We start from the raw sequence: 21,178 nt of genomic DNA on the forward strand, positions 1-21,178 counted from the left end.
TTCGTTTAGTTTTAAGAATAAAAGGCTGTTAAATAAGGTTTTGCTCTTTGCAAACTCGGTCGAACATAGCTTGTACGTCTGCAACGTTAATTTGCGACATCAAGGTTTTGCCTTTAACACGCGTACCCCAAGGTAATTGTTCGGCACTTTTCTTAAACTGAGCTTGAAGGTTTTTATGATATACCTCAACCACATAGTCCTGATAAAGATAAGGGCCTGTGCGTGCAGGATTTGAATGAGCATATAAACCAATCACAGGCGTGCCCATGGTAACCGCCATGTGCGCAGGACCTGTATCAGGAGCAATGACCAATTTAGCTTGCTCTAATACACATACAAGTTGTTTCAACGTGGTTTTGCCAACCAAATTCAATACTTCAAAATCTAAGTAAGAGATAATGTCTGCTGCCAGTTGGCGTTCCATGTCTGTAGGACCACCTGTGATTACCACATTAAAACCCTTCTGCTTTGCATATTTGGCAGTTTCGGCATAGCGCTCTGGCAACCAGTTACGCTCCGCTTTACTCGCTGCAGGGGAAATAACTAAAACATTTTCAAGCCCAGATAGTAACTCTGCAGCAACGTTCTTATCGTTATCACTTACTGGCATTTGCCAAGTTGGCCCATAATGTGGCACACCAATGGCTTTAGCAAACCCTCTAAAACCCTCGAGTACGTGCGCTGATTTTTCTGCTGCAATGCGTTTATTGGTAAATAAGAAGTGCCCTTCTTTGGCACGGTGCCAATCAAAACCTACTTTTACCTTGGCAGGTATGCAACGAGCCGCAAGGTTGGCGCGAAGCGCCACTTGCATGTGCAGTAGCACATCAAACTGACGCCCTTTAAAGGTCTCTTTTAACTGTTTAAATGCCGCTTTACCTTGTTTTTTATCGAAAATAACAAACTCAACTCCTGGCATATCTTGTAATAACATGGCTTCGATTTTGCCCACCACCCAAGTGATTTTCGCCTCTGGATAATGACGCTGAATAGCCTGTACGGCCGACACGGCATGACACACATCACCAATCGCCGACAAACGTAAAATACAAATATCTTTAGGAGTTGAAGATAAAACCACAACAGTCTCTTATGCTTGTAAAAATAGTTGCCAGCAGTTTAACTTAATTTATTATCTAGCCCAACTTGTTAAAGCAAACGCTCACACATCTCGAATCCCGATCCCTTTTAAGTATATACTTAGGAAAAAACTGATTTAGAACTTTATGCGCGTCATTCATTCCTCTGCCAATACACATATTCTATTGCCCGATAACTCCCCCTTATCCGTTGAAGAAAACTGGTTCGAACCTAGCTATTGGCAACAGCAAAACAAAGTCGTGGGTGAAAAAAAAGGCCGCGCTAAAACTTACTTTTTAAACCTAGGTGAGCAAATCGGCGTGTTACGCCACTATTGGCGTGGCGGCTTAGTGGGTAAGGTGCTATCAGATCAATATCTATTTAGCCGATTAGAAAATACCCGCACCTATCAAGAGTTTCAACTTCTGACACAACTAGAAGAATTAGGCTTACCGGTATCCAAACCGATTGCTGCAAAAGTTCAGCGCAGCGGGCTTATTTATCGTGGCGATCTGATCACAGAAGCCGTTACTGGCGCACAAAGTGTGCTCGACAAACTAAAACAAGCCCCTCTGACTGAGAGTGAGTGGCAAGCAACCGCAGAAACCTTAGCACGCTTTCATAACATGGGCGTGTTTCACGCTGACTTAAACATCAATAACATCTTGTTTGACGAGCATGGTAAGGTTTTTCTAATCGACTTTGATCGAGGCGAAGTTCACAAGCCCTCTCAACAAACCGTTGAAAATAATATGGCGCGTCTAAAACGTTCTTTTATAAAAGAGTTAAATCGAAATACTGAGTTTTATTGGCGAGAAAGCGAGTGGGATGAGTTTTACGCGCTATATCGTTCATTTCTTAAAATCTAGTTAAAACTTCTAAATAAAAAACGAAAAACCCAAACACAAGTTTGGGTTTTTAATAAAGAATGTAGGTAAATTAATTACTTTGAATTTTCTTAATCACATTCGAAGTTGAGCAACCATTTACAAATTCAAGCACTTCAACAGTACCGCCATTTGCAAGGACAAAATCAGCACCTGCGATTTCTTCAACCTTGTAATCACCACCTTTGACTAATACGTCAGGCTTTACTTGCTCGATAAGCTTAGCAGGTGTGTCGTTTTCTTCTACCGCACCAAATGGGATCACCCAATCAACTGACGCGAGTGCACCAATTACAGTCGCACGTTCATCTAATGGATTAATTGGTCGCTCAGGGCCTTTCAAACGACTAATTGAAGCATCGTTATTTAAACCGACAACTAACTTGTCACCTCGCGCTTTAGCCTGCGCCAAATAACGCACGTGGCCAGCATGTAAAATATCAAAACAGCCGTTAGTGAAGACTATTTTCTCGCCGCGCTGACGAGCAAGCTCAATATGATGCAAGATTTCTTGCGTCGGTGCTTGATATTGCTCACCTGTTTCACGTAGGTATTGAGTCAGCTTTGCAGATAGCTCTTCAGGTGATACTGTTGCAGCACCCAATTTTGCAACAACTAACCCCGCAGCAACATTGGCAATTTCCACCGCTTGTTTAGCTAGCATACCTGTACCAAGCATCACAGCTAGCGTAGCAATTACAGTATCGCCTGCACCAGTTACATCAGAGACTTCTAATACTTGCGCCGCAAAATCATGTTTTTCACTTGGTGTGATCAAAGACATGCCCTGCTCAGAGCGAGTCAGTAACATAGCACCAATGCCACAATCGGCAATGATCTTACGCGCACAATCAGCAAGCACTTGCTCGTCGCCTTTAATGCCACCTGCTGCGGTGTACTCATTCAGGTTCGGAGTAATAAAATCAGCACCACGGTAATCGGCAAGTTGTTTAGATTTAGGGTCGACTAAAACAGTTTTACCAGCCGCTTTTGCCACTTGGATCATCTCACTGATTTTCGCCAATGACCCCTTGTTATAGTCTGAGAAAAGCACCACATCGAAGTCATCAACAATCTCAGTGAGCTTTTGCAACAATAGCTCTGAATGTGACTCAAGGAAGGTTTCTTCTAAATCGAGACGCACAACTTGCTGGTGACGACTAATTACACGCATTTTAGCAATAGTCGGCGCATCATCTTGGGTAATAAGCTGAGAGTTAATTTTCTCATTTTTTAAAAGCGCTTGCAGTGAGCTGCCGTTATCATCATTACCAATAATACCTAATAGGCTAACTTGGCCATCTAAGTACGCGATGTTTTTGGCAACGTTGGCTGCACCACCGGCCTTATCTTCAAGCTTGCTGACTTTAACAACGGGTACCGGTGCTTCTGGTGAAATACGGCCAGTGTCACCATGCCAGTATCTGTCGAGCATCACATCACCAACGACGAGGATCTTCGCTTGCGATAACTTCTGAAAATAACTTAAATCCATTATTCGCCTTTCTCAATCGCTAAATCAATGGCTTCACATAACCAGTGACCGATAAACATATGTGCTTCTTGAATACGCGCAGTTTCATCATTGGCAATGATAATCGGTAGAGTAGCGATATCTTTTACTAAACCACCTTCACGGCCTGTTAACGCTACCGTATAAGCGCCAATCTCATTTGCAGCTTCCAGTGCTAAGTTAATGTTTGGACTCGTGCCAGACGTCGTTAAACCAATCACCACATCCTCAGGTTTACACAGTGCTTGGATCTGGCGTTCAAAAACCGTGTCGAAGTGGTAGTCATTTGAGTGTGCCGTCAAAATAGAGGTGTCAGTTGTTAACGCGATCGATGCTAAAGGGCCGCGCTCTAATTTATAGCGTACAACAAATTCGGCGGCCAAATGTTGTGCATCAGCCGCGCTGCCGCCATTACCACACCAAATTACTTTACCACCTGATTTAAGCGCTTTTTGACAAGCAGTTAAAAGCTGCATCGCTTCACTTTGGTATTTATCTACTGTTGCAAACAGCGCTCTGTGGCGCTCTAGGCTTGCTAAAAAACTGTTTTCAAGCATGTTGTCTTTTTTAATATCTTGCGACATGTGCGTTCCTACTTTTCCCGCTATTGTCAAAAATCTATTGTCTTACTACTGGTCTACCAGTATACATTGACCGCTAACCAAGTATAGTTTTCACCAAATACGTCTTTACCCAAGGTGAGCGTGGTTTCTAAACGCTTGTCGTCATAGGCGCGGTTATTAATGATTTGTAGCTCATGTGAAGTTTCATATTTACCACCAAGCTCACCTAACTCATTTAAATATTCACTAGTATTATCTATCATTGAATACTTTAAAGACCATAGTTCTGATGCACTTGAAAAATAAGTTGTTTCAAATGTATGAATCTGTGACGGTGCACCATCATCAAAATTGCTTCTATCCGAAGCAAAGTGACCAATTACAGCACCATTTATAGTATTGCCTGTAGTTTCATAAATTTCATTTACGTACCATAAACTATGCATATTGGTATATTCATAACGAAAAGTAGCCTTTTCTAACAGCGAAGGAATAAATACCCCAAAACTCGCAGCCGTATTACCTACTTGATAGTTCTTATGATTTTTAGTGTCTTCACCACCATATTCAAAAGACCACTCAATAGGCGTAAGCCAATGACTTCTATATGTACTTGTTAAAGTGGCCCACTGATCGCCTAACTCAGTATCTCGGCTGCCTGTTAAGCCCGAGTTGTCATTTCCAGCTGGATCAAAATACGCTTTAAACACATCTTTCATTGACACTTTTCTTGGCCCACCGCCGAATTGCATCATGCGGTTCACGCCAATCTTCCAGCCATCAATTGGCTCAATCGATAAATGCGTACCTGCTAGTTTTGGTGTACCACTGTGCAAAGTACCTTGATACAAAATACCCTTTTCAACATGCTCTAATTTCGAATAAAAAAGCTCAAAATCAAAATTCCACCAATTCTTTAACGGCGCGTTTAAACCCAATGATACCGATAAGGGCGCTTGAGCGTTATTCGAGTATACTTGGCCAAATGTTTTAAACGGCGAGAACCAATGCTCTTTGTAGCCTAAATTCAGCTGTAAATTATCACCGCCTAACGAATAGAAGCTGTTATAAGCGACTAGCTTACCTTGCTCAACACGATACTCGGCGCCTAGTTGCATTAAACTGTGTTCACCACCACGCCAAATACCGTCAAAAGACACTTCGGCATACTCACTTGAGCTGTTACTACGGTCATTAGCCAACTTTACTTCAGCACCAGAATCCGCTCTGAGTTTTACGCCCATGCGTGTGACTGCATCTCGGCTCATATAAGGTTCAATACCAAGTAAAATCTGCGCGTGAAGGTCTGGATTAGATTGTTTAATTTGTCTTAAGGCAATTTGCACATCATAAATGCGATAAGGCTTCGCCATGGGCGTGCCTGTTGAGATGGCAAACATTCTGTCGATTTGATGCTCCAGTACTGGATGCTTACCTAGCGGTAAATATGCGGTCGGTGCAGCCATCGCTTGACCTGCGATACCCAAAGCCGCAGCAAATAAGGTTGAAAATAGCTTTAACTTCATAATTCAATTCTTCTCTAATGAACTTGCCATAGTATCAAATTCAATAAACAGGAGCACGACCCTAAACTGTTTAAATTTGTTAATTCGTTTTCATAAGCGGTTGAGCGGGTTAAAATAACATTTGTTTACTTACTTCAATAATAACGGTTGGTTATGGCGCGCTTTTTATATTCATTGTTTTTATACGCACTCAGCCCCCTCATTGTGTTTTATCTTTATGTAATACGTGGCAAAAAAAATGCGGGCTACCGAGAGTTTTTTACTGAGCGATTTGCGTTTGGTTTAAAAAAATTGCCTAAGAAAGCGGTTGTGTTTCACTGTGCTTCTGTCGGTGAAGTCTTGGCTGCAGCACCGCTTATAAAAGCGTTCAAAGCTGAAAACCCAAAGCAAGCGATTATCGTTACCTGCAATACCCCTACAGGTCGCGCGCAAATTAAAAATAGCTTGCCCAATACACCCCATTGCTATTTGCCTATCGACTTTTGGGGCGCCAGTAAACGCTTTATAAATACATTAACGCCTATGCAACTTGTGGTGCTTGAAACTGAGCTTTGGCCAAATTTATTTGCCGCAGCCTATGCGAAAAATATTGCTGTCAATGTTGTTAATGCTCGCCTGTCAGAGAAGTCACTACAGGGTTATCAAAAAGTACTGCCGCTTGCCAATGACATTATGAACCACATAACTACATTAGCGAGTCATAACGAAGAAGATGCTAAACGCTTCTTACAGATAGGGCTTAACAAAGAAAAAGTCACAGTAACTGGCTCAATTAAATTCGATATTAATATCGATGAAGCAGCCAAAACGACTGTCGTTGAATTCAAAAAGTGCTTCAATCGCAGCAAAATTTGGGTTGCCGGTTCGACCCATCCTGGTGAACATGAACAAGCTCTGGCGGCCCATCAACAAGTGCTTGCAACCCATCCTGATGCGCTACTGATTATTGCACCTCGACACCCTGAGCAATTTGCCAAAGTTGCAGAGCTTCTTAAAGATTCAAACTTGTCGTTTTCAAAGCGCTCAGGTGAATTTAACCCGAACAGCCAAGTTCTATTAGCTGATACCTTAGGTGAACTAAAATACTTGTTTGGCAGCGCAAACATTGCCTACATCGGTGGCAGCTTAATTGAACGCGGTGGTCACAATCCATTAGAAGCCGCAGCATTTTCAGTAGGCACTTTGACAGGCCCCCACGTCTATAACTTTGCCCATATTTACCCTGATTTAGCGGTGCACCAAGGCTGTATTACCGTGCATTCAAGTGACGAATTAGCGGAGCAATTGAATAGACTTTTCAGCAGTCCAAGTGATTGCGCAGAACTCGGAGCAAACGCCCTTGCCTGCTTGCAAAAAAATCAGGGCGCGATAGCCAAAACCGTTAACTTAATCAGCACACATCTTTCTTAATTTATTGAGCAATATTTTATGACAACTGAACACACCTTAATTACCCAAGCCATGCAAAATTGGGTTAAAAGCGTCATTGTAAAATTCAACTTTTGTCCGTTTGCTCGCAAAGAAGTCGAAGCAAATACCATCGCCTATATTGTCTCAGAAGACGAAAAACACGAAGACGCGGTGATGACCATGCTTGAACAACTGGCACATTTAGACGCGCATCCAGAAGTAGAAACTACCCTGCTTATTTTTGCTGAAGGGTTTAAAGATTTTGATAGTTACTTAGACTTAGTCGACCTTGCTAACGCACTTCTAGCTGCACAAGGCTATGAAGGTAAATATCAAATCGCTCACTTCCACCCAGACTATGAGTTTGCCGACAGCGAACCGGGCGATGCTGCCAATTACACCAATCGTGCGCCTTACCCAACACTGCACCTTATTCGTGAAGAAAGCATGGCCGAAGCACTGGCAAATTACGACGACCCAGAAAGCATTCCTGAAAACAATATCCGTTTAGCTCGACGCAAAGGCGAAGCATTCTGGCAGCAACTTTTGGCTAACTGCCATAAGTCTTAAACTGCATATATTAGCTTCAGAATATTACTATTGATTGGCTTTTAAAAAGTATCAAAGTCAATCAAGTTCCGTAAAACTCAATATCATGGTGTTTTTATATTGCTGTTCTGGCTGAACTAGAATGCTGTCGAACTGCTCATGATTTAATGCATCAGGGTAATTATGTAGCTCTAAACACACGCCTGAGTACGGCGAAAATGGGGCTGATAGAAATCCCCCCATATAGCATTGCAGGCCATTTTGGTCGCTAAAAACACTCAGTCGTACGCCATTATTTTTTGATACGAGTTGCGCCACTAATCTCATACCTCGAGGCGCTTTGTAAAACACATAGTAATGATCTAAGTCTCTAGTCTGCTGCAACGATTTCGGCTCGCGAAAATCAAACCTTAAGGCCGTTGATTCACTTTCATCGACTTTAAGTAGTTTTCCGGTTGGAATATTGCCCGCATCTTTTTCTAACACTAATTCAGCATCAATACATAGCTCAAGTGCTGAAACAGAACGCTCTGCTAGGTTAAAGTAAGCATGATTAGTAAAATTAAGCGGTGTGGTTTTATCTGTATTTGCACAAATCTCGATTTCGAGCTTGTTGTCTTCAAAAAGGCGATAGGTGACTTGAATATTTACATTGCCTGCAAAGCCATTATCGCCATCCGGTGAGCTAAGTGTCAGCGTCACTGATGATGGCAACTGCTCAGTGATCTGCCAAAACCGTTTATCAATACTTTGCTCTCCGCCATGTAGGCAATGCTCACCCTCATTTTGAGAATATTGATAGATTTGCCCATCATAGCCAAAACGACCACGACCAATTCGGTTTGAAACTCGCCCGCAAATAGCGCCGACATAAAATGGGTCATCAACAAACTGACTTTCATCTTGATAGTGCATGAGCATTTCTTTGGGCCCATGACAGGTCGAAAAAATAATAGAACACAAGCGTGCGCCAAAGTCAGATACCACAACCTGCATGCCATTGCTGTTTTTAAGGGTAATTAAAGTTTGTTTCATGAGTTAACGTGTATAAAGAAAACAGAAGGTTACTCACTAAAAAGTGAATTCCCTGCTGTTTAAAAAAGAAATGACGATTACCACCAAGTGGTATAAAGTGCGATTAAGATCACTACCACACCCAAAGCGGCCACATTAAAGCCCGTATTAGTTGCAAAACTGACATCACTCAGTTGCACGCACTCTGATGTACCTTGAGAGTCACGCTCATGTGCTTTAAACAGCTTTGAGACCACAAAACACAGCAGTAAACACAGCACAAATACTAAACCCACACGGTCCATGAAAGGTAAGCTTGGCATAGCAAACTTCAAGCTTAATGAGAACAGCGCAGAGCCAAACGCCGCAGCCAGTGCACCATTAGCGGTAGTGCCTTTGTAGAACATCCCCATCACGAAGATCACCACAATACCCGGGGTAAAGAATCCGGTGAATTCTTGAATGTACTGAAACGCCTGCTCAAATTGGCCTAACAAAGGCTTTGCAACTAACAATGCCACTATTAAAGCCAACAAAGCCGTGACACGCCCAACATTCACATAATGAGATTGGCTTTTTTCAGCATGGAGCTTTTTATAAATATCCATGGTGAAAATTGTCGAAATACTATTGGTCATCGATGCTAAGGACGACACAATCGCCGCCACTAACGCGGCAAATACCAAGCCTTTTATTCCCACAGGCATGAGCGACATCATTGACGGATAAGCTTTATCTGGTGCGGTTAAATCAGGATATAACACCACAGCAGCAATGCCCGGCAGTACCACAATTAATGGCATCAATAATTTTAAATACGCCGCAAAGGCAATACCTTTTTGGGCTTCGTTTAAATCTTTCGCCGCCAATGCGCGCTGAATAATGTATTGGTTAAAACCCCAATAACTAAAGTTCATGACCCACATGCCACCAATTAATACCGACAGCCCAGGTAAGCTCATATAATGTGCATTATCAGGTGATAAGATCATGTCAAAATGCGTAGGCACTTGTTCTGTGAGTACACCAAAACCTGCTAACACGCCTTGCCCATCAGATACCGCATCCAACGCTAAATAACTTAAAAATAAGCCGCCAAATACCAACAGGGTAACTTGCAAAATATCGGTAAAGGCCACGGCTTTTAAGCCGCCATAAAGCGAATACGCCACCGAGAACACCACCAAAAACATCATGCCATACAGAGCATCAACCCCTGCAACCGTTTCAATCGCAAGGCCGCCAAGCCAGAGCACCGCGGTTAAATTCACAAACACGTAGACGGCCAACCAAAACACCGCCATGGTGGTTTTTACGCGATCATCGTAGCGCTGTGCTAAATACTGCGGCATGGTATAAATTTGCTGTTTTAAGAATATCGGCAGCATGTATTTACCGACTAAAATTAGGGTGATCGCCGCCATCCATTCATAAGATGCGATTGCCAACCCCATGGCATATCCAGAGCCAGACATACCTATGATCTGCTCTGCCGAAATATTGGACGCAATCAGTGACGCGCCTATCGCCCACCAAGGTAATGCCTTAGAAGCTAAAAAGTAATCTTCAGTATTGGCACCTTCTTTTTTCTCGCTGCGGGAGATCCATAGCGCAATCGCCAGCAAGCCGAGCACATAGGCACTAAAAACAGCAATATCTGTGCTGTGTAAACTGATATTCATGATGTTCCTCGTTATTCTTTTTCTAATTACTAGGGTTATATTGACTAAGCTCTAAAAGCCCCTTGCACGGCTTCGCACACATAAACGTCGACTCTTAACCCGCTCTGCTTTTGGTACTCGGCTTTAACAGTCTGAGTTACTGCTTCGACCAAGGTTTTTGGCATCACAGCCACCACGCAACCACCAAAGCCGCCGCCTGTCATTCTCGCGCCACCTTGCTCAGCAATTTGCGATTGCATCAGCGCGACCAAACAGTCAATTTCGGCTGTGCTGGTGCCAAAGTCATCTTTTAATGAGCCATGTGATGCATTCATCAAACGTCCTAATTGGCTTATATCATTGGCTTTAAGTGCCTCTAATGCGTCTAAGGTTCGCTGATTTTCAGTGATCACATGCCTTGCTCTTTTATAGTCCAACTCACTCAATTTTGCCTGCCCTGACTCTAATTCAGCTAAAGTCACCGCTCGTAATGCTGAAGCGTTAAAGTACTTGGCCACTCGCTCGCATTGCTCGCGCCTTTGGTTATATTCACTCTCAACAAGGCCACGTTTAACGTTTGAATTAACAATCACAATGGCTAAGTTTTCTGGAATGGGGGCGTCTTGAAAGGTTAAATCTTGGCAATCGAGTAACATGGCATGACTATGCGTGCCCATTGCTGAAATGCTCTGATCCATAATCCCGCAGTTGCAGCCAACAAATTCATTTTCGGCTTGTTGCGCGAGCTTAGCCGCTGTAAGGCCATCTATCTGCAGCTCAAATAAGTCCGAAAACGTTTTGATCAAGGCGACTTGTAAACTAGCCGATGAACTCAATCCCGCACCTTGCGGCACGTTACCTGAGATAACGATGTTAGCGCCTTGCATTACAAAGCCGGCTTTTTGCAGGACATACACCACCCCAGCGACATAATTCACCCACATCAGATCAGGATTGAATAAAAGTTCTGTTAACTCGAACTCGCATATTTGATTACCTAGATCATGGGCTAATACCCGTATTGTGTTGTCATCACGCTTTGCGATGGCCACATCAGTGCCAAAGTTAATTGCAGCGGGCAGCACAAATCCCAAATTGTAATCGGTATGATCGCCAATTAAGTTCACTCGCCCGGGTGCGTGGCTTACTTGCTCTGCTTGATAACCAAACTGCTGAGCAAAAACGAGTTTAATCATTTCAGTACGGTACATTATTATTTCTCGCTGTAATGCGTTAAAGGCTGAGTTCTTAATCGTTCAGCGGCTTGCTCTGGGGTTAAGTCGCGTTGCGGCTCTGCTAACATTTCATAGCCCACCATAAACTTACGGACACTGGCTGAGCGTAGTAAAGGCGGAAAAAAGCTCGCATGCAGAGTCCACTCTGGATGAGCCTCTCCATCAAATGGTGCGCCATGCCAGCCCATTGAGTAAGCGAACGCGCATTCAAACAAGTTGTCATATTTAATGGTCAACTCAGACAAAATAGCCGCTAAACTGAGCCCTTGTGACTCGGTGAGTTGCGTCATACGCTGAACCGAAAAGCGCGGTAATAATAGGGTTTCAAACGGCCATGCCGCCCAAAATGGCACCACCACCAGCCAATCATCATTAATAGCGACTATTCGTGTTTGTTGCTGAATCTCTCTGACCACATAATCGGCGAGTAAATTCCCGCCTCGCTGCGTAAAATACTGAGCTTGCGTTTGCTGCTTTTTTTCGACTAAGGTAGGTAAAGACTGCTGCGCCCAAACTTGTCCGTGAGGGTGCGGGTTTGAGCATCCCATCATCGCGCCTTTATTTTCAAACACCTGTACCCACTGATAGATTTCGCCAAGCTCGCTATATTGCGCCTGCCAGGTTTGCACCACTTTATAAATTTGCTCAACCGAAAGCTGCGCCAATGTCTTACTGTGATCCGGTGAAAAACAAATAACACGACTTTCACCTTGTTCAGACTGCATGGTAAATAAAGGGTCGTCGCTATGATGAACTGGCAGCTCACTTTGTAGTGCCGCAAAGTCATTGTCAAATACAAAGGTATGCCTGTAATTAGGGTTTTGTTCACCGTTAACACGTGTATTACCAGCACACAAATAACAGCTTTCATCGTACGATGCAGTTGCTAATACTTGCTGCTTTTCTGTTTGCCCCTGCCATGGCCGTTTGGCTCTATGAGGCGATACCAACACCCACTCATTGGTGAGCGGATTTAACCGTCTATGGGGGTGCTCAGTTGCATCAAATGTCATGTTTAAATTACAAAAGGATAATGTATACAAAAAATGTAAACGGTTACATTTTTTTTGGCAAGTAAATTTACTTAAAAAAATCACTCTGCTACCATCGCTTAAAATTACACCTTTTCTAAGCGTTCAAATAGAGCAAATATGGCCACCATTAAAGACGTTGCCCGAGAAGCCAAGGTATCTATTGCCACCGTGTCTCGCGTGATAAACCAAGATGACAAAGTTAGAGACAAAACCCGCGAGCATGTACTCTCGGTAATGAAAGCCTTAGGTTATCAAGTAAACGTCAATGCGCGCGCACTCTCCACACAAAAGACTGCCACACTCGGCTTAGTGGTGCCCGACATCAGCGACCCATTTTTTGCCTGCTTAGCAAAAGGCGTCGATAGCATAGCCCGTCAGCATCAAAGCCAAGTACTGCTGTGCACCGCCCAAAACAGTAGCGATTCAGAACAACAAGCCATTGACTCATTATTACAACGCCGTTGTGATGGCATTATTTTGTACTGTACACATTTAGCTGATAGCGCATTAATCGATATCGTACAGCGCTATTCAAACGTGGTTGTGGTAGCGCGAAATATTCCTGAAATAGCCGAAAACTGCATTTACCTCGACGATGAACTCGGAGGCCAATTGGCCGCTGAACACCTACTCGCCTTAAGCCACAGCCGTTTTGCAAGCATTATGAGTGAGCTGCCAATTCAAGATCCCAAACTCAGGCTGTCAGGGTTCAAAACGGCTTTAGATAAGCAAGCACTTACATTAACTGAGGAGCAAGTTGTTTATGGCACACCAGATCAACTCGGTGGCGAGCAGGCAGTCAATAGCTTACTCAAAAATCAGCAAACTTTTACGGCACTTTTCGCCTACAACGATGCCATGGCAATTGGTGCAATTTCGGCCCTAGAAGAAGCGGGCTTTAAAGTGCCTGATGATATTTCGGTGATTGGCTTTGATGATATTTACCTTGCTCATTACAGCAGACCTAAGCTAACCACCTTACACTACCCTGTCGAAGCCATCGCCAAACATGCTGCACTGTTGGCCATTAATAAGCACTCTAATAAGTACTCTCAGTTAGATAAAACCGTACATTCGCATCGCTATCAGCCAATATTAGTCGAGCGACAATCAACTGTATTTGCGCCAACAGCGGCTCCAAAACAAAGCCTAAATGAAAGCCAAATAGAGCGGCAAAATTAACGTTTAAGCTAAAGGCTAGCTAGCAAAAACAGAGCAACATAATGCCTTAGGAAAGAACTACAACAAATAATTGTATATTGTATTTAAAGCGAATTTTAAAAATAAACAACACAGCTAAGATGACAACAATGAAAAATAAACCTTTTGTAATATTTAGCCTGAGCATGCTCACCACACTGGTATGTCAGAGCGTTTTCGCCAAAGCGCCATGGCAAGACCATCAAGTGTTTGCCATCAATAAACAAGCCCCTCGTGCCTCTGGGTTTAGCTACCAAAGCTTAGCGGGTGCCATGCAAGATGATCCAGCCCAAAGCAATAACTATTTGCTACTTAATGGCATGTGGCAATTTCACTGGCAGCGCTCTGCGATAAATCCACCTAAAGGGTTTGAACAGCCTAATTTTGATGATTCGAGCTGGGGGCAAATTCCCGTACCAGGTAACTGGGAGGTTGAGGGCTATGGCTACCCGATTTACTTAGATGAGCGCTTTCCGTTTACCACCAAGTGGCCTGATGTCCCACTGGAGTACAACCCAACTGGCTCGTATCGAAAGCCTTTCACCTTGCCTGAGTCGTGGCAAAATAAACAAGTATTTTTACATATCGGCGCGGCAAAATCGTCGCTCGATGTGTGGCTAAATGGTGAAAAGGTCGGCTTTAGCCAAGGCGCTAAAACTCCTGCTGAGTTTGATATTACCGAGTTTGTGCAACAAGGCGACAACTTACTCGCACTCAGGTTGCGCCGTTGGAGTGACGCCAGTTATCTAGAAAGCCAAGATATGCTGAGAATTTCGGGTATTGAGCGCGACGTCTATTTATACGCCACGCCAAAACAGCATATTTTTGATTTTCATGCCAAACCACGTTTAAACAAGCGCTTTGATAAAGGCACATTAGAGCTTGAATTAGACGTTAAAAACTATCAAAAAAATAACGCTCAACTCAGCGCAAAATTTGAGCTACTCGACCCTAAAGCAAACCATGCAGTTGTCGCCAAAGCCACAAAAAAGTTCATGGCAAAAGCTCAAGGCACACAACAAATCAGCTTGTCAGAGCAAATAGCCCACCCACAACTTTGGTCAGCAGAAACCCCAAACCTCTACACCCTAGTGATGAGTCTATACAATCAACAAGGTGAATTACTCGAAGTGGTGCGTGATGAAATTGGCTTTAGGCACATTGAGATTGTAAATAAACAACTGACTATCAATGGTAAGCCGATAGTTATACGCGGCGTTGATCGCCATGAAACTTCGCCAACTCGCGGCCATGTCGTCGACAAAGCGTCAATGGATCAAGATATCAAACTGATGAAGCAGTTTAATATCAACGCGGTACGCTCTAGCCACTACCCAAATCACCCATACTGGTATGACTTAACCGACAAATATGGCTTGTACGTCATCGATGAAGCCAACATAGAATCACACCCGCTTGCCATTGACGAGAAAAACCAACTTGGCAATGAAATGAGTTGGTTGCCTGCACACCTTGACCGCACCCAACGTATGTTTGAGCGTGATAAAAATCACCCTTCTATCATCATTTGGTCGTTAGGCAACGAAGCCGGCCACGGCGAGGTATTTGCCAACACCTATCAATGGTTAAAAGACAATGATGATCTGCGTGTTGTGCAATACGAACCTGCCGAGCTTAAGCATTACACCGATATCTTTGCGCCTATGTATCCGTCAATTGAAAAGCTGGTTAACTACGCCAGCAATAACCCAGATAGACCCGCCATCATGATTGAATACGCCCATGCTATGGGCAATTCTGTAGGTAACTTGCAAGACTATTGGGATGCCATTGAAAAATACGAGGTGCTTCAAGGGGGATTTATCTGGGACTGGGTGGACCAATCACTAGAGTATCGCAATAAGTTTGGTGAAACATATTTTGCTTATGGCAAAGACTTCCACCCAACTCTGCCAACCGACGGCAACTTTTTAAATAACGGCCTGATGAACCCAAACCGTAACCCGCACCCGCACGCCTTTGAGGTGAAAAAAGTTTACCAACCAGTCAAATTTACTGCGCACAACTTGCTTAAAGGGCAAGTGACTGTACAAAATAAATTCTTATTCACGGACTTAAAAAAGTATGACCTACGCTGGAAAATTGAAGCGGACGGAGAAACCGTTAAACAAGGCCACAGCGCCATGCCAAACGTGCAACCAAGCAAAACCGCCATACTGAATTTTGATATTCAAGGCCTGCCTGCTTACAGCAACAAAGAATACTTTGTCACCCTTAGCATACATACTCGAGCACAAGAGCCGCTATTGCCACTTGGTCATGAAATTGCTTTTGAACAATTCAAACTGCCGGTATCGCAATTAAAATCAGCTGCAAAAAGCGCTAACAACTTAGTTAAACAACCAGTAAAACCAAGTTATACACATCAAAAAGACTTGCTGATCGCTAACGCTGCAGGCACTCAGCTTAGCTTTGACAAACGCACAGGCTGGTTGCAGCAACTTACTTTTAATAACCAAGCCATGTTAACCCAGCCACTTAAGCCAAACTTCTGCCGTGCACCAACCGACAATGACTTAGGCAACAACCTGCAGGTGCGTGCGGCCATGTGGCAAAGTGCCACTGACAGACTTAAACTCACCGCACTACAAGCCAAATCATCGGGCGTAACAGCGCGCTATCAATCACCGGACTTTGCAGGGAGTTTAGTGCTGAATTATCAGATCACAGCACAGGGCTTTGTGCAGGTAGATTACCAACTCAACCTTGATGATAGCCAAACCTTGCCTGACATTCCGCGTGTTGGCATGCAGCTAAGCACATTTGGTGAATATAAAAATATGTCTTGGTTAGGTCGTGGTCCACACGAAAGTTACGCCGACAGAAAAACCTCAACGCGTATTTCAGTGTTCAATACACCCGTGACCGAGCAACACCATTACTACGTTCGCCCACAAGAGAACTCTAACCGTACAGAGGTGCGCTGGATGGCACTGCAAAACACGCAAGGTGAAGGGCTGCTTGCGGTAGGCAACAAGGTATTGAATGCCAGTGCTTGGCCTTATCTGCAAGCAGATATCGACTTTAACTCGGGCGATGCCAGTGCATCGGCATCAGGACTCGTACCTGTGACCACCAAGCACGCCATTGATGTGCCTGTGCGCGACCTTGTCACCCTAAATATTGATCATAAGCAAATGGGCGTGGGCGGTGATACTTCATGGGGTCGCCTTGTTCACAAGCAATATCGAATTGCCGCTGAAAGTCAGCAATATCGCTTTACGCTAGCGCCGCTTTCTGGTGATAAAAATGCCGCAGCATTAGCCCGTGAAATTAAAGCAAGTTACGGTGAATAAAGCATGAAGAAACTATCTTTGATAACTGCAAATACGCTACTTTTAGGTTTATTTAGCGTATTGTTTTGCGCACAAAGCCAAGCGAATACTACACAGTTGCAAAACACCCTAACCCGAATTGGCGAGCCAAATATGATGAAGCCCGCCGATAAATTTGGTCACAGCCCATTTAACCCATTGTTTGATGCTGGCGCTTGGCACGGGCATTTATTGCCAAACTCAGCCGATGAACTGGGCGGCTTTACCGGTCATGCACTCATTCAAGAAGAGTATTTAACGTATCTCGCCAAACGCTTTGACCGTTTACAGGTGTTTAAAAATGGCAGAAAGCTGACACTTACAGGTACGGTGTTAAGCGAGCCGGGAAAACTGATCCAAAACCTTAAAACCGAAGACGTAACCGTCACCCTTACTTTGATGTTTGTTGGTCCGCGTACTTCTTTGGTTGAAACTAAAATTGAGAGCGACTTCCCGCTAACTTTAAAGTTTGATGGCAAGCTACTCACACAATTTGATAAAAATCGTACGCTCGAACAAGCCCACCCTAAATTACAGCCCTGCATCTCTGCCACCCCTCATGGGCTAACTGTTCATTTTGGCCAAGTCCGATCGCCTTATAGTCTACTGACCTCGGGCAGCTCCGCATATGTGGTGAGCAAATCTTTGGCTACCACCACACGCATTCAAGGGCAAGGGTACACCAGCCAAGCGGATATCAAGGGCACAACGACGTTTTATACCCTATTCAGCCACGTTTTGAATGCACGAGAGCACACGAAAGTTAAACAGCGCCATCAAGCAATGCTTAAAGCACCACAACAATTTATGCAGGCCAGCCAAGCTCGTTGGCATCAATATCTAATGCCTTTACAACAACTCAAGCGCCCAACTCAGAAGCGCTTGATGGCCAAGTCTATTGAAACCTTAATTGGCAATTGGCGAAGCCCCGCAGGTGCTATCACTACCGACACAGTTAGCCCATCGGTAACTGCTCGCTGGTTCTCTGGTAATTTAACTTGGCCTTGGGATACGTGGAAGCAAGCCTATGCGCTCAGTGACTTTCACCCTCAATTGGCCAAAGCCAATATTGATACGGTATTCAATCAACAAATACAAAATGTCGATACTGTCAGACTGCAAGATACAGGCTTTTTGCCCGACCTAATCGGCTACAACCTAAGCCCAGAGCGTGGCGGAGACAGTGGCAATTGGAATGAGCGCAATACCAAGCCTAGTCTTGCCGCTTGGGCGATATTAAAAGCCTATGAAAGCGACCAAGATAAAGCATGGTTGGCAGCGCTTTATCCTAAACTCAAAGCATATCGAGCATGGTGGCTGCGCAATCGTGACCACAACCAAAATGGTATTCCTGAGTATGGGGCCACCCTCGACAAAGCCCATAACAACGAGCAAGGTGAATTGTTATTTATCCACCAGCAGGGCAAAACAAAAACCGCCAAATACGGACTTGCACACTATCGAAAACTATTAGCGCAGGGTGAGCAAGTCTTTGCTCCAGCACAAACCGCAGCCTCGTGGGAATCAGGCCGAGATGATGCGGCCACCTTTGGCTTTATAAGCACAGCCCAGCTTGCAAATTATGTAAAGCAAGGCGGTGATCCCGCTGATTGGCAAGTGGATTTTGCTCAAAACCGTGATAACACAAGTAAGCTGCTTGGCTACTCTTTATTGCAAGAGTCGGTAGACCAAGCCAGTTACTTTTATACCGATACTCTGTATTTGGCGAAAATCGCAAACATCCTCAACTTACCTAACGAAGCCAAGCAATTTGAAGCCGATGCAAAACAAGTAAAAAGCTATATTAATCAGTGTATGTTCGATGCCAACACGGGCTTTTATTACGATATTCGCATTAACAACACACCAATTAAGAATGGCTGCGCTGGCAAACCTATCGTCGAGCGCGGTATGGGCCCTGAGGGGTGGTCACCGCTATTTAATCAAGTAGCAACAGCCATACAAGCGAAACAAGTTCGCGATGTTATGATGAACCCAGAGACCTTTTACAACAAAGTACCGCTCGGTACCGCCGCCAAAAACAACCCAGCGTATGGCCCCAACATCTACTGGCGAGGGCGCGTATGGGTCGACCAATTTTACTTTGGTGTAAAGGGGTTACAACACTATGGCTATGAGCAAGAAGCAAAACAGCTTGTAAAGCGCTTTTTAAACAATGCCGATGGCTTGATGGAAAACGCCCCCATTCGTGAGAACTACAACCCCGAAACCGGCGAGCAACAAGGTGCGCCTAACTTCTCTTGGAGTGCCGCACATATATTTATGCTGCTGAATGAAGGGTTTGCTGGTAAATAGAATGAAAAATGGCGCTTAACAGCGCCATTCTCTTAATGAAATCGTTCAAAAATTCTAATTATCTCAGCTTGAAAATTAGGGTTTTGAGCATCAGGGTGAGGTGCTCCAAAAGCGCCTATGTCATTATCAAAGTATCGACCACTTTCTCCTTCGAAATCTTTTGATACCGCTAAATCAGCCAATAACTTTACAGACTTTCGAATGTCTTTGCCTTCAATGCCGAACCCAGATTTAACCATACTCGTTGCGAGTAATGACCCTGGGTTTACGGGTATAAATTGCGTCTGTTTTATTTCTTCAGCCATATATAAAGTCCAAGCAGTGATTGCCAACTTGCTTTGTGCATATGCAGTCATAGCATCACTATATTGAAACTCACCTGATAACCCTCTAATATCAACAGGACTTTGCGCTGCAGAAGACAAGTTAACCACTCTGCCACCGTCCAATAATGGCAACAGCTTTCGGGTAATTAAATAAGGTGTAATGGTGTTAACGACAAACCGACTATCTACACCTGATGAAGATATCGGTGTATTGGTTTTGAGCACTCCAGCATTATTAATGATCGCATCTAACTGAGTGTGTTTATCTTTTATTTGCTCGATAAAATCATTCACTTGGGCTAAATCAGACAAATCAGCGGCATATATTTCTAGCTGCTCACTATATTGAGATAACGCTTGAGCAGCAGTAGCTAAACTTTGCTCACTCCTACCATGTAAAAGTACAACATGCCCGAGGGCTAATAAATGCTCAGCAGTCGCAAACCCTAAACCACCCGTTGCACCAGTCACCAATATCTTTTTCATCATGCCTCCAAGGTTAACTGCTACTATCTTAGAACATTAAATTTCAGCTGATAATGAGTTGATATGAAGAATCAGTTTATAGTTTCTATTGAGAATAAGCTTTCTCTTAGCTTACTCTCAATTACTACAACCTTATAAAATAGATTCAAATACCATAGACAGCCTTGGTCCCCACATCATCATGGCTGCAGCTATCACACCAATTAACGTGATCACGGCTGCAATAGAAGTTGTCATCGCAGCTAACCATTTTACGTTTTCGGTTTTACTGCGTTTCGCCCAAAAAATGAGTTCAGCAAACAACATAGGCAATAAGTAACAAGCAAAAGATATAGTCAGATCCATTGGACCATCAAGATTATTATTATTGCCGTTTTGGCCTTGGTTAACTAAGTACCAGCCCATCAAGAATAATCGAAAGGTCCATACGCCATTCACTAAAATAAAGGCATGTACCGCCCAGCGCTGATGCTGAGCAAATTGCTTTTTAACTGCGGTTTTCCAAGCAAAGAATATCGCGACTAATATAAGTACGCCATTTAGTGTGACACCTAACGCACCTATGTCACTAAAGCGAATACCAGCCCCCCAAGTTAAATACAGTCCCGTAACAGCACCAGACAGCCCTAAAGCAAAAAATACTCGACCATTCCAGCGGTGAAACTTAGGGTAGGTTTTACGTATTTTTGGAATGATTTGTAGCAAACCACTGCTTGCCATAATCGCCGCTGGCAAAATATGGCTAAAAAACATGATGGAATCAAAACCCGCACTGGTATCAAACCCTCTTGCAGGAGAGATTTCATCTGCCTGATGCACGGCCCCTATCAATAAAGGGATGGCATACAAACTGAGAATATAAACGGCAAACGCCCATTGCCCGACTAATACAATACTGACCCAACTAGTCACCGCCTTTTTAAGTGCAGAATCGGCTGACATACCCCAGATATTTTTTTGATTTACGGTTAGCTGCTCCATAACACGCTCCTTACTCTTATGTTGATGTAAGTAGCTTGGCATTGTGGTCAACTCGATTCGCA

At 43.8% G+C, this 21,178-nt stretch carries 16 protein-coding genes; 6 read left to right on the forward strand and 10 right to left on the reverse strand.

The window, feature by feature from the left end; translation table 11 throughout:
• Positions 1–28: 28 nt before the first annotated feature.
• Positions 29–1,081, reverse strand: coding sequence for a glycosyltransferase family 9 protein (locus tag C1E24_RS18900; RefSeq protein ID WP_138484165.1), 1,053 nt, complete (start codon positions 1,079–1,081; stop codon positions 29–31).
• 145 nt (positions 1,082–1,226) lie between these two features.
• Between C1E24_RS18900 and C1E24_RS18905 the strand changes: the two genes are divergently transcribed.
• Positions 1,227–1,949, forward strand: a complete 723-nt coding sequence (locus tag C1E24_RS18905) for a 3-deoxy-D-manno-octulosonic acid kinase (protein WP_138484167.1) — start codon at positions 1,227–1,229, stop codon at positions 1,947–1,949.
• A 70-nt stretch (positions 1,950–2,019) separates the two neighbouring features.
• Here C1E24_RS18905 and hldE read toward each other — a convergent pair whose 3' ends face one another.
• From hldE to C1E24_RS18920, 3 genes are read right to left on the reverse strand one after another with little or no spacing between them, the layout of a single operon-like run.
• Positions 2,020–3,462, reverse strand: coding sequence for a bifunctional D-glycero-beta-D-manno-heptose-7-phosphate kinase/D-glycero-beta-D-manno-heptose 1-phosphate adenylyltransferase HldE (gene hldE, locus C1E24_RS18910; protein ID WP_138484169.1), 1,443 nt, complete (start codon positions 3,460–3,462; stop codon positions 2,020–2,022).
• Positions 3,462–4,064, reverse strand: coding sequence for a D-sedoheptulose-7-phosphate isomerase (locus tag C1E24_RS18915; RefSeq protein WP_240722055.1), 603 nt, complete (start codon positions 4,062–4,064; stop codon positions 3,462–3,464). The genes hldE and C1E24_RS18915 overlap by 1 nt, the downstream gene beginning before the upstream one ends.
• A gap of 53 nt (positions 4,065–4,117) precedes the next feature.
• Positions 4,118–5,569: a capsule assembly Wzi family protein gene (locus tag C1E24_RS18920; protein WP_138484171.1), complete on the reverse strand. Its 1,452-nt coding sequence runs from the start codon at positions 5,567–5,569 to the stop codon at positions 4,118–4,120.
• A 153-nt stretch (positions 5,570–5,722) separates the two neighbouring features.
• Here C1E24_RS18920 and waaA point away from each other — a divergent pair, with 153 nt between their 5' ends.
• Complete coding sequence (gene waaA, locus C1E24_RS18925; protein WP_138484173.1) at positions 5,723–6,979, forward strand: lipid IV(A) 3-deoxy-D-manno-octulosonic acid transferase; 1,257 nt, start codon at positions 5,723–5,725, stop codon at positions 6,977–6,979.
• Between the two features lie 18 nt (positions 6,980–6,997).
• Complete coding sequence (locus C1E24_RS18930; protein WP_138484175.1) at positions 6,998–7,549, forward strand: DUF1415 domain-containing protein; 552 nt, start codon at positions 6,998–7,000, stop codon at positions 7,547–7,549.
• A 57-nt stretch (positions 7,550–7,606) separates the two neighbouring features.
• Here C1E24_RS18930 and C1E24_RS18935 read toward each other — a convergent pair whose 3' ends face one another.
• From C1E24_RS18935 to C1E24_RS18950, 4 genes are all read right to left on the reverse strand, one after another.
• Entirely contained in the window at positions 7,607–8,563 is a 957-nt protein-coding gene (locus C1E24_RS18935) for an aldose epimerase family protein (RefSeq protein ID WP_138484177.1), read from the reverse strand.
• 77 nt (positions 8,564–8,640) lie between these two features.
• Complete coding sequence (locus C1E24_RS18940) at positions 8,641–10,224, reverse strand: sodium/sugar symporter (RefSeq protein ID WP_138484178.1); 1,584 nt, start codon at positions 10,222–10,224, stop codon at positions 8,641–8,643.
• A gap of 44 nt (positions 10,225–10,268) precedes the next feature.
• Positions 10,269–11,414, reverse strand: coding sequence for a galactokinase (gene galK, locus C1E24_RS18945; protein ID WP_138484180.1), 1,146 nt, complete (start codon positions 11,412–11,414; stop codon positions 10,269–10,271).
• Between the two features lie 2 nt (positions 11,415–11,416).
• Entirely contained in the window at positions 11,417–12,451 is a 1,035-nt protein-coding gene (locus C1E24_RS18950; protein WP_138484182.1) for a UDP-glucose--hexose-1-phosphate uridylyltransferase, read from the reverse strand.
• A 138-nt stretch (positions 12,452–12,589) separates the two neighbouring features.
• On the opposite strand from C1E24_RS18950, the gene C1E24_RS18955 reads away from it, so the two are divergent.
• The 3 genes from C1E24_RS18955 (at position 12,590) to ygjK (ending at position 19,323) form a co-directional block, all read left to right on the forward strand.
• Positions 12,590–13,654 carry a LacI family DNA-binding transcriptional regulator gene (locus C1E24_RS18955; RefSeq protein WP_138484184.1) on the forward strand — a complete coding sequence of 355 codons (1,065 nt, stop codon included), beginning with the start codon at positions 12,590–12,592 and terminating at the stop codon, positions 13,652–13,654.
• A 128-nt stretch (positions 13,655–13,782) separates the two neighbouring features.
• Positions 13,783–16,989: a glycoside hydrolase family 2 TIM barrel-domain containing protein gene (locus C1E24_RS18960; RefSeq protein WP_138484186.1), complete on the forward strand. Its 3,207-nt coding sequence runs from the start codon at positions 13,783–13,785 to the stop codon at positions 16,987–16,989.
• Positions 16,990–16,992: 3 nt separating this feature from the next.
• Positions 16,993–19,323, forward strand: coding sequence for an alpha-glucosidase (ygjK, locus tag C1E24_RS18965; RefSeq protein ID WP_138484188.1), 2,331 nt, complete (start codon positions 16,993–16,995; stop codon positions 19,321–19,323).
• 32 nt (positions 19,324–19,355) lie between these two features.
• Here the strand turns inward: ygjK and C1E24_RS18970 are convergent, their stop codons facing one another.
• Both C1E24_RS18970 and C1E24_RS18975 read right to left on the reverse strand, forming a co-directional pair.
• A complete protein-coding gene (locus tag C1E24_RS18970; protein ID WP_138484190.1) occupies positions 19,356–20,138 on the reverse strand; it encodes an SDR family NAD(P)-dependent oxidoreductase in 783 nt (260 codons plus the stop codon).
• Positions 20,139–20,267: 129 nt separating this feature from the next.
• Entirely contained in the window at positions 20,268–21,116 is an 849-nt protein-coding gene (locus tag C1E24_RS18975; protein WP_240722056.1) for a DUF2306 domain-containing protein, read from the reverse strand.
• Positions 21,117–21,178 lie beyond the last annotated feature (62 nt).

It is taken from the genome of Pseudoalteromonas phenolica (assembly GCF_005876835.1).
GTDB classification, from domain to species: domain Bacteria; phylum Pseudomonadota; class Gammaproteobacteria; order Enterobacterales; family Alteromonadaceae; genus Pseudoalteromonas; species Pseudoalteromonas phenolica_B.

Coding starts and splice junctions, on each gene's coding strand:
- C1E24_RS18905 (WP_138484167.1), top strand. CDS start 1,227: ATGCGCGTCATTCATTCCTCTGCCAATACACATATTCTATTGCCCGAT.
- hldE (WP_138484169.1), bottom strand. CDS start 3,462: ATGGATTTAAGTTATTTTCAGAAGTTATCGCAAGCGAAGATCCTCGTC.
- C1E24_RS18915 (WP_240722055.1), bottom strand. CDS start 4,064: ATGTCGCAAGATATTAAAAAAGACAACATGCTTGAAAACAGTTTTTTA.
- C1E24_RS18920 (WP_138484171.1), bottom strand. CDS start 5,569: ATGAAGTTAAAGCTATTTTCAACCTTATTTGCTGCGGCTTTGGGTATC.
- waaA (WP_138484173.1), top strand. CDS start 5,723: ATGGCGCGCTTTTTATATTCATTGTTTTTATACGCACTCAGCCCCCTC.
- C1E24_RS18930 (WP_138484175.1), top strand. CDS start 6,998: ATGACAACTGAACACACCTTAATTACCCAAGCCATGCAAAATTGGGTT.
- C1E24_RS18935 (WP_138484177.1), bottom strand. CDS start 8,563: ATGAAACAAACTTTAATTACCCTTAAAAACAGCAATGGCATGCAGGTT.
- C1E24_RS18940 (WP_138484178.1), bottom strand. CDS start 10,224: ATGAATATCAGTTTACACAGCACAGATATTGCTGTTTTTAGTGCCTAT.
- galK (WP_138484180.1), bottom strand. CDS start 11,414: ATGTACCGTACTGAAATGATTAAACTCGTTTTTGCTCAGCAGTTTGGT.
- C1E24_RS18950 (WP_138484182.1), bottom strand. CDS start 12,451: ATGACATTTGATGCAACTGAGCACCCCCATAGACGGTTAAATCCGCTC.
- C1E24_RS18955 (WP_138484184.1), top strand. CDS start 12,590: ATGGCCACCATTAAAGACGTTGCCCGAGAAGCCAAGGTATCTATTGCC.
- C1E24_RS18960 (WP_138484186.1), top strand. CDS start 13,783: ATGAAAAATAAACCTTTTGTAATATTTAGCCTGAGCATGCTCACCACA.
- ygjK (WP_138484188.1), top strand. CDS start 16,993: ATGAAGAAACTATCTTTGATAACTGCAAATACGCTACTTTTAGGTTTA.
- C1E24_RS18970 (WP_138484190.1), bottom strand. CDS start 20,138: ATGATGAAAAAGATATTGGTGACTGGTGCAACGGGTGGTTTAGGGTTT.
- C1E24_RS18975 (WP_240722056.1), bottom strand. CDS start 21,116: ATGGAGCAGCTAACCGTAAATCAAAAAAATATCTGGGGTATGTCAGCC.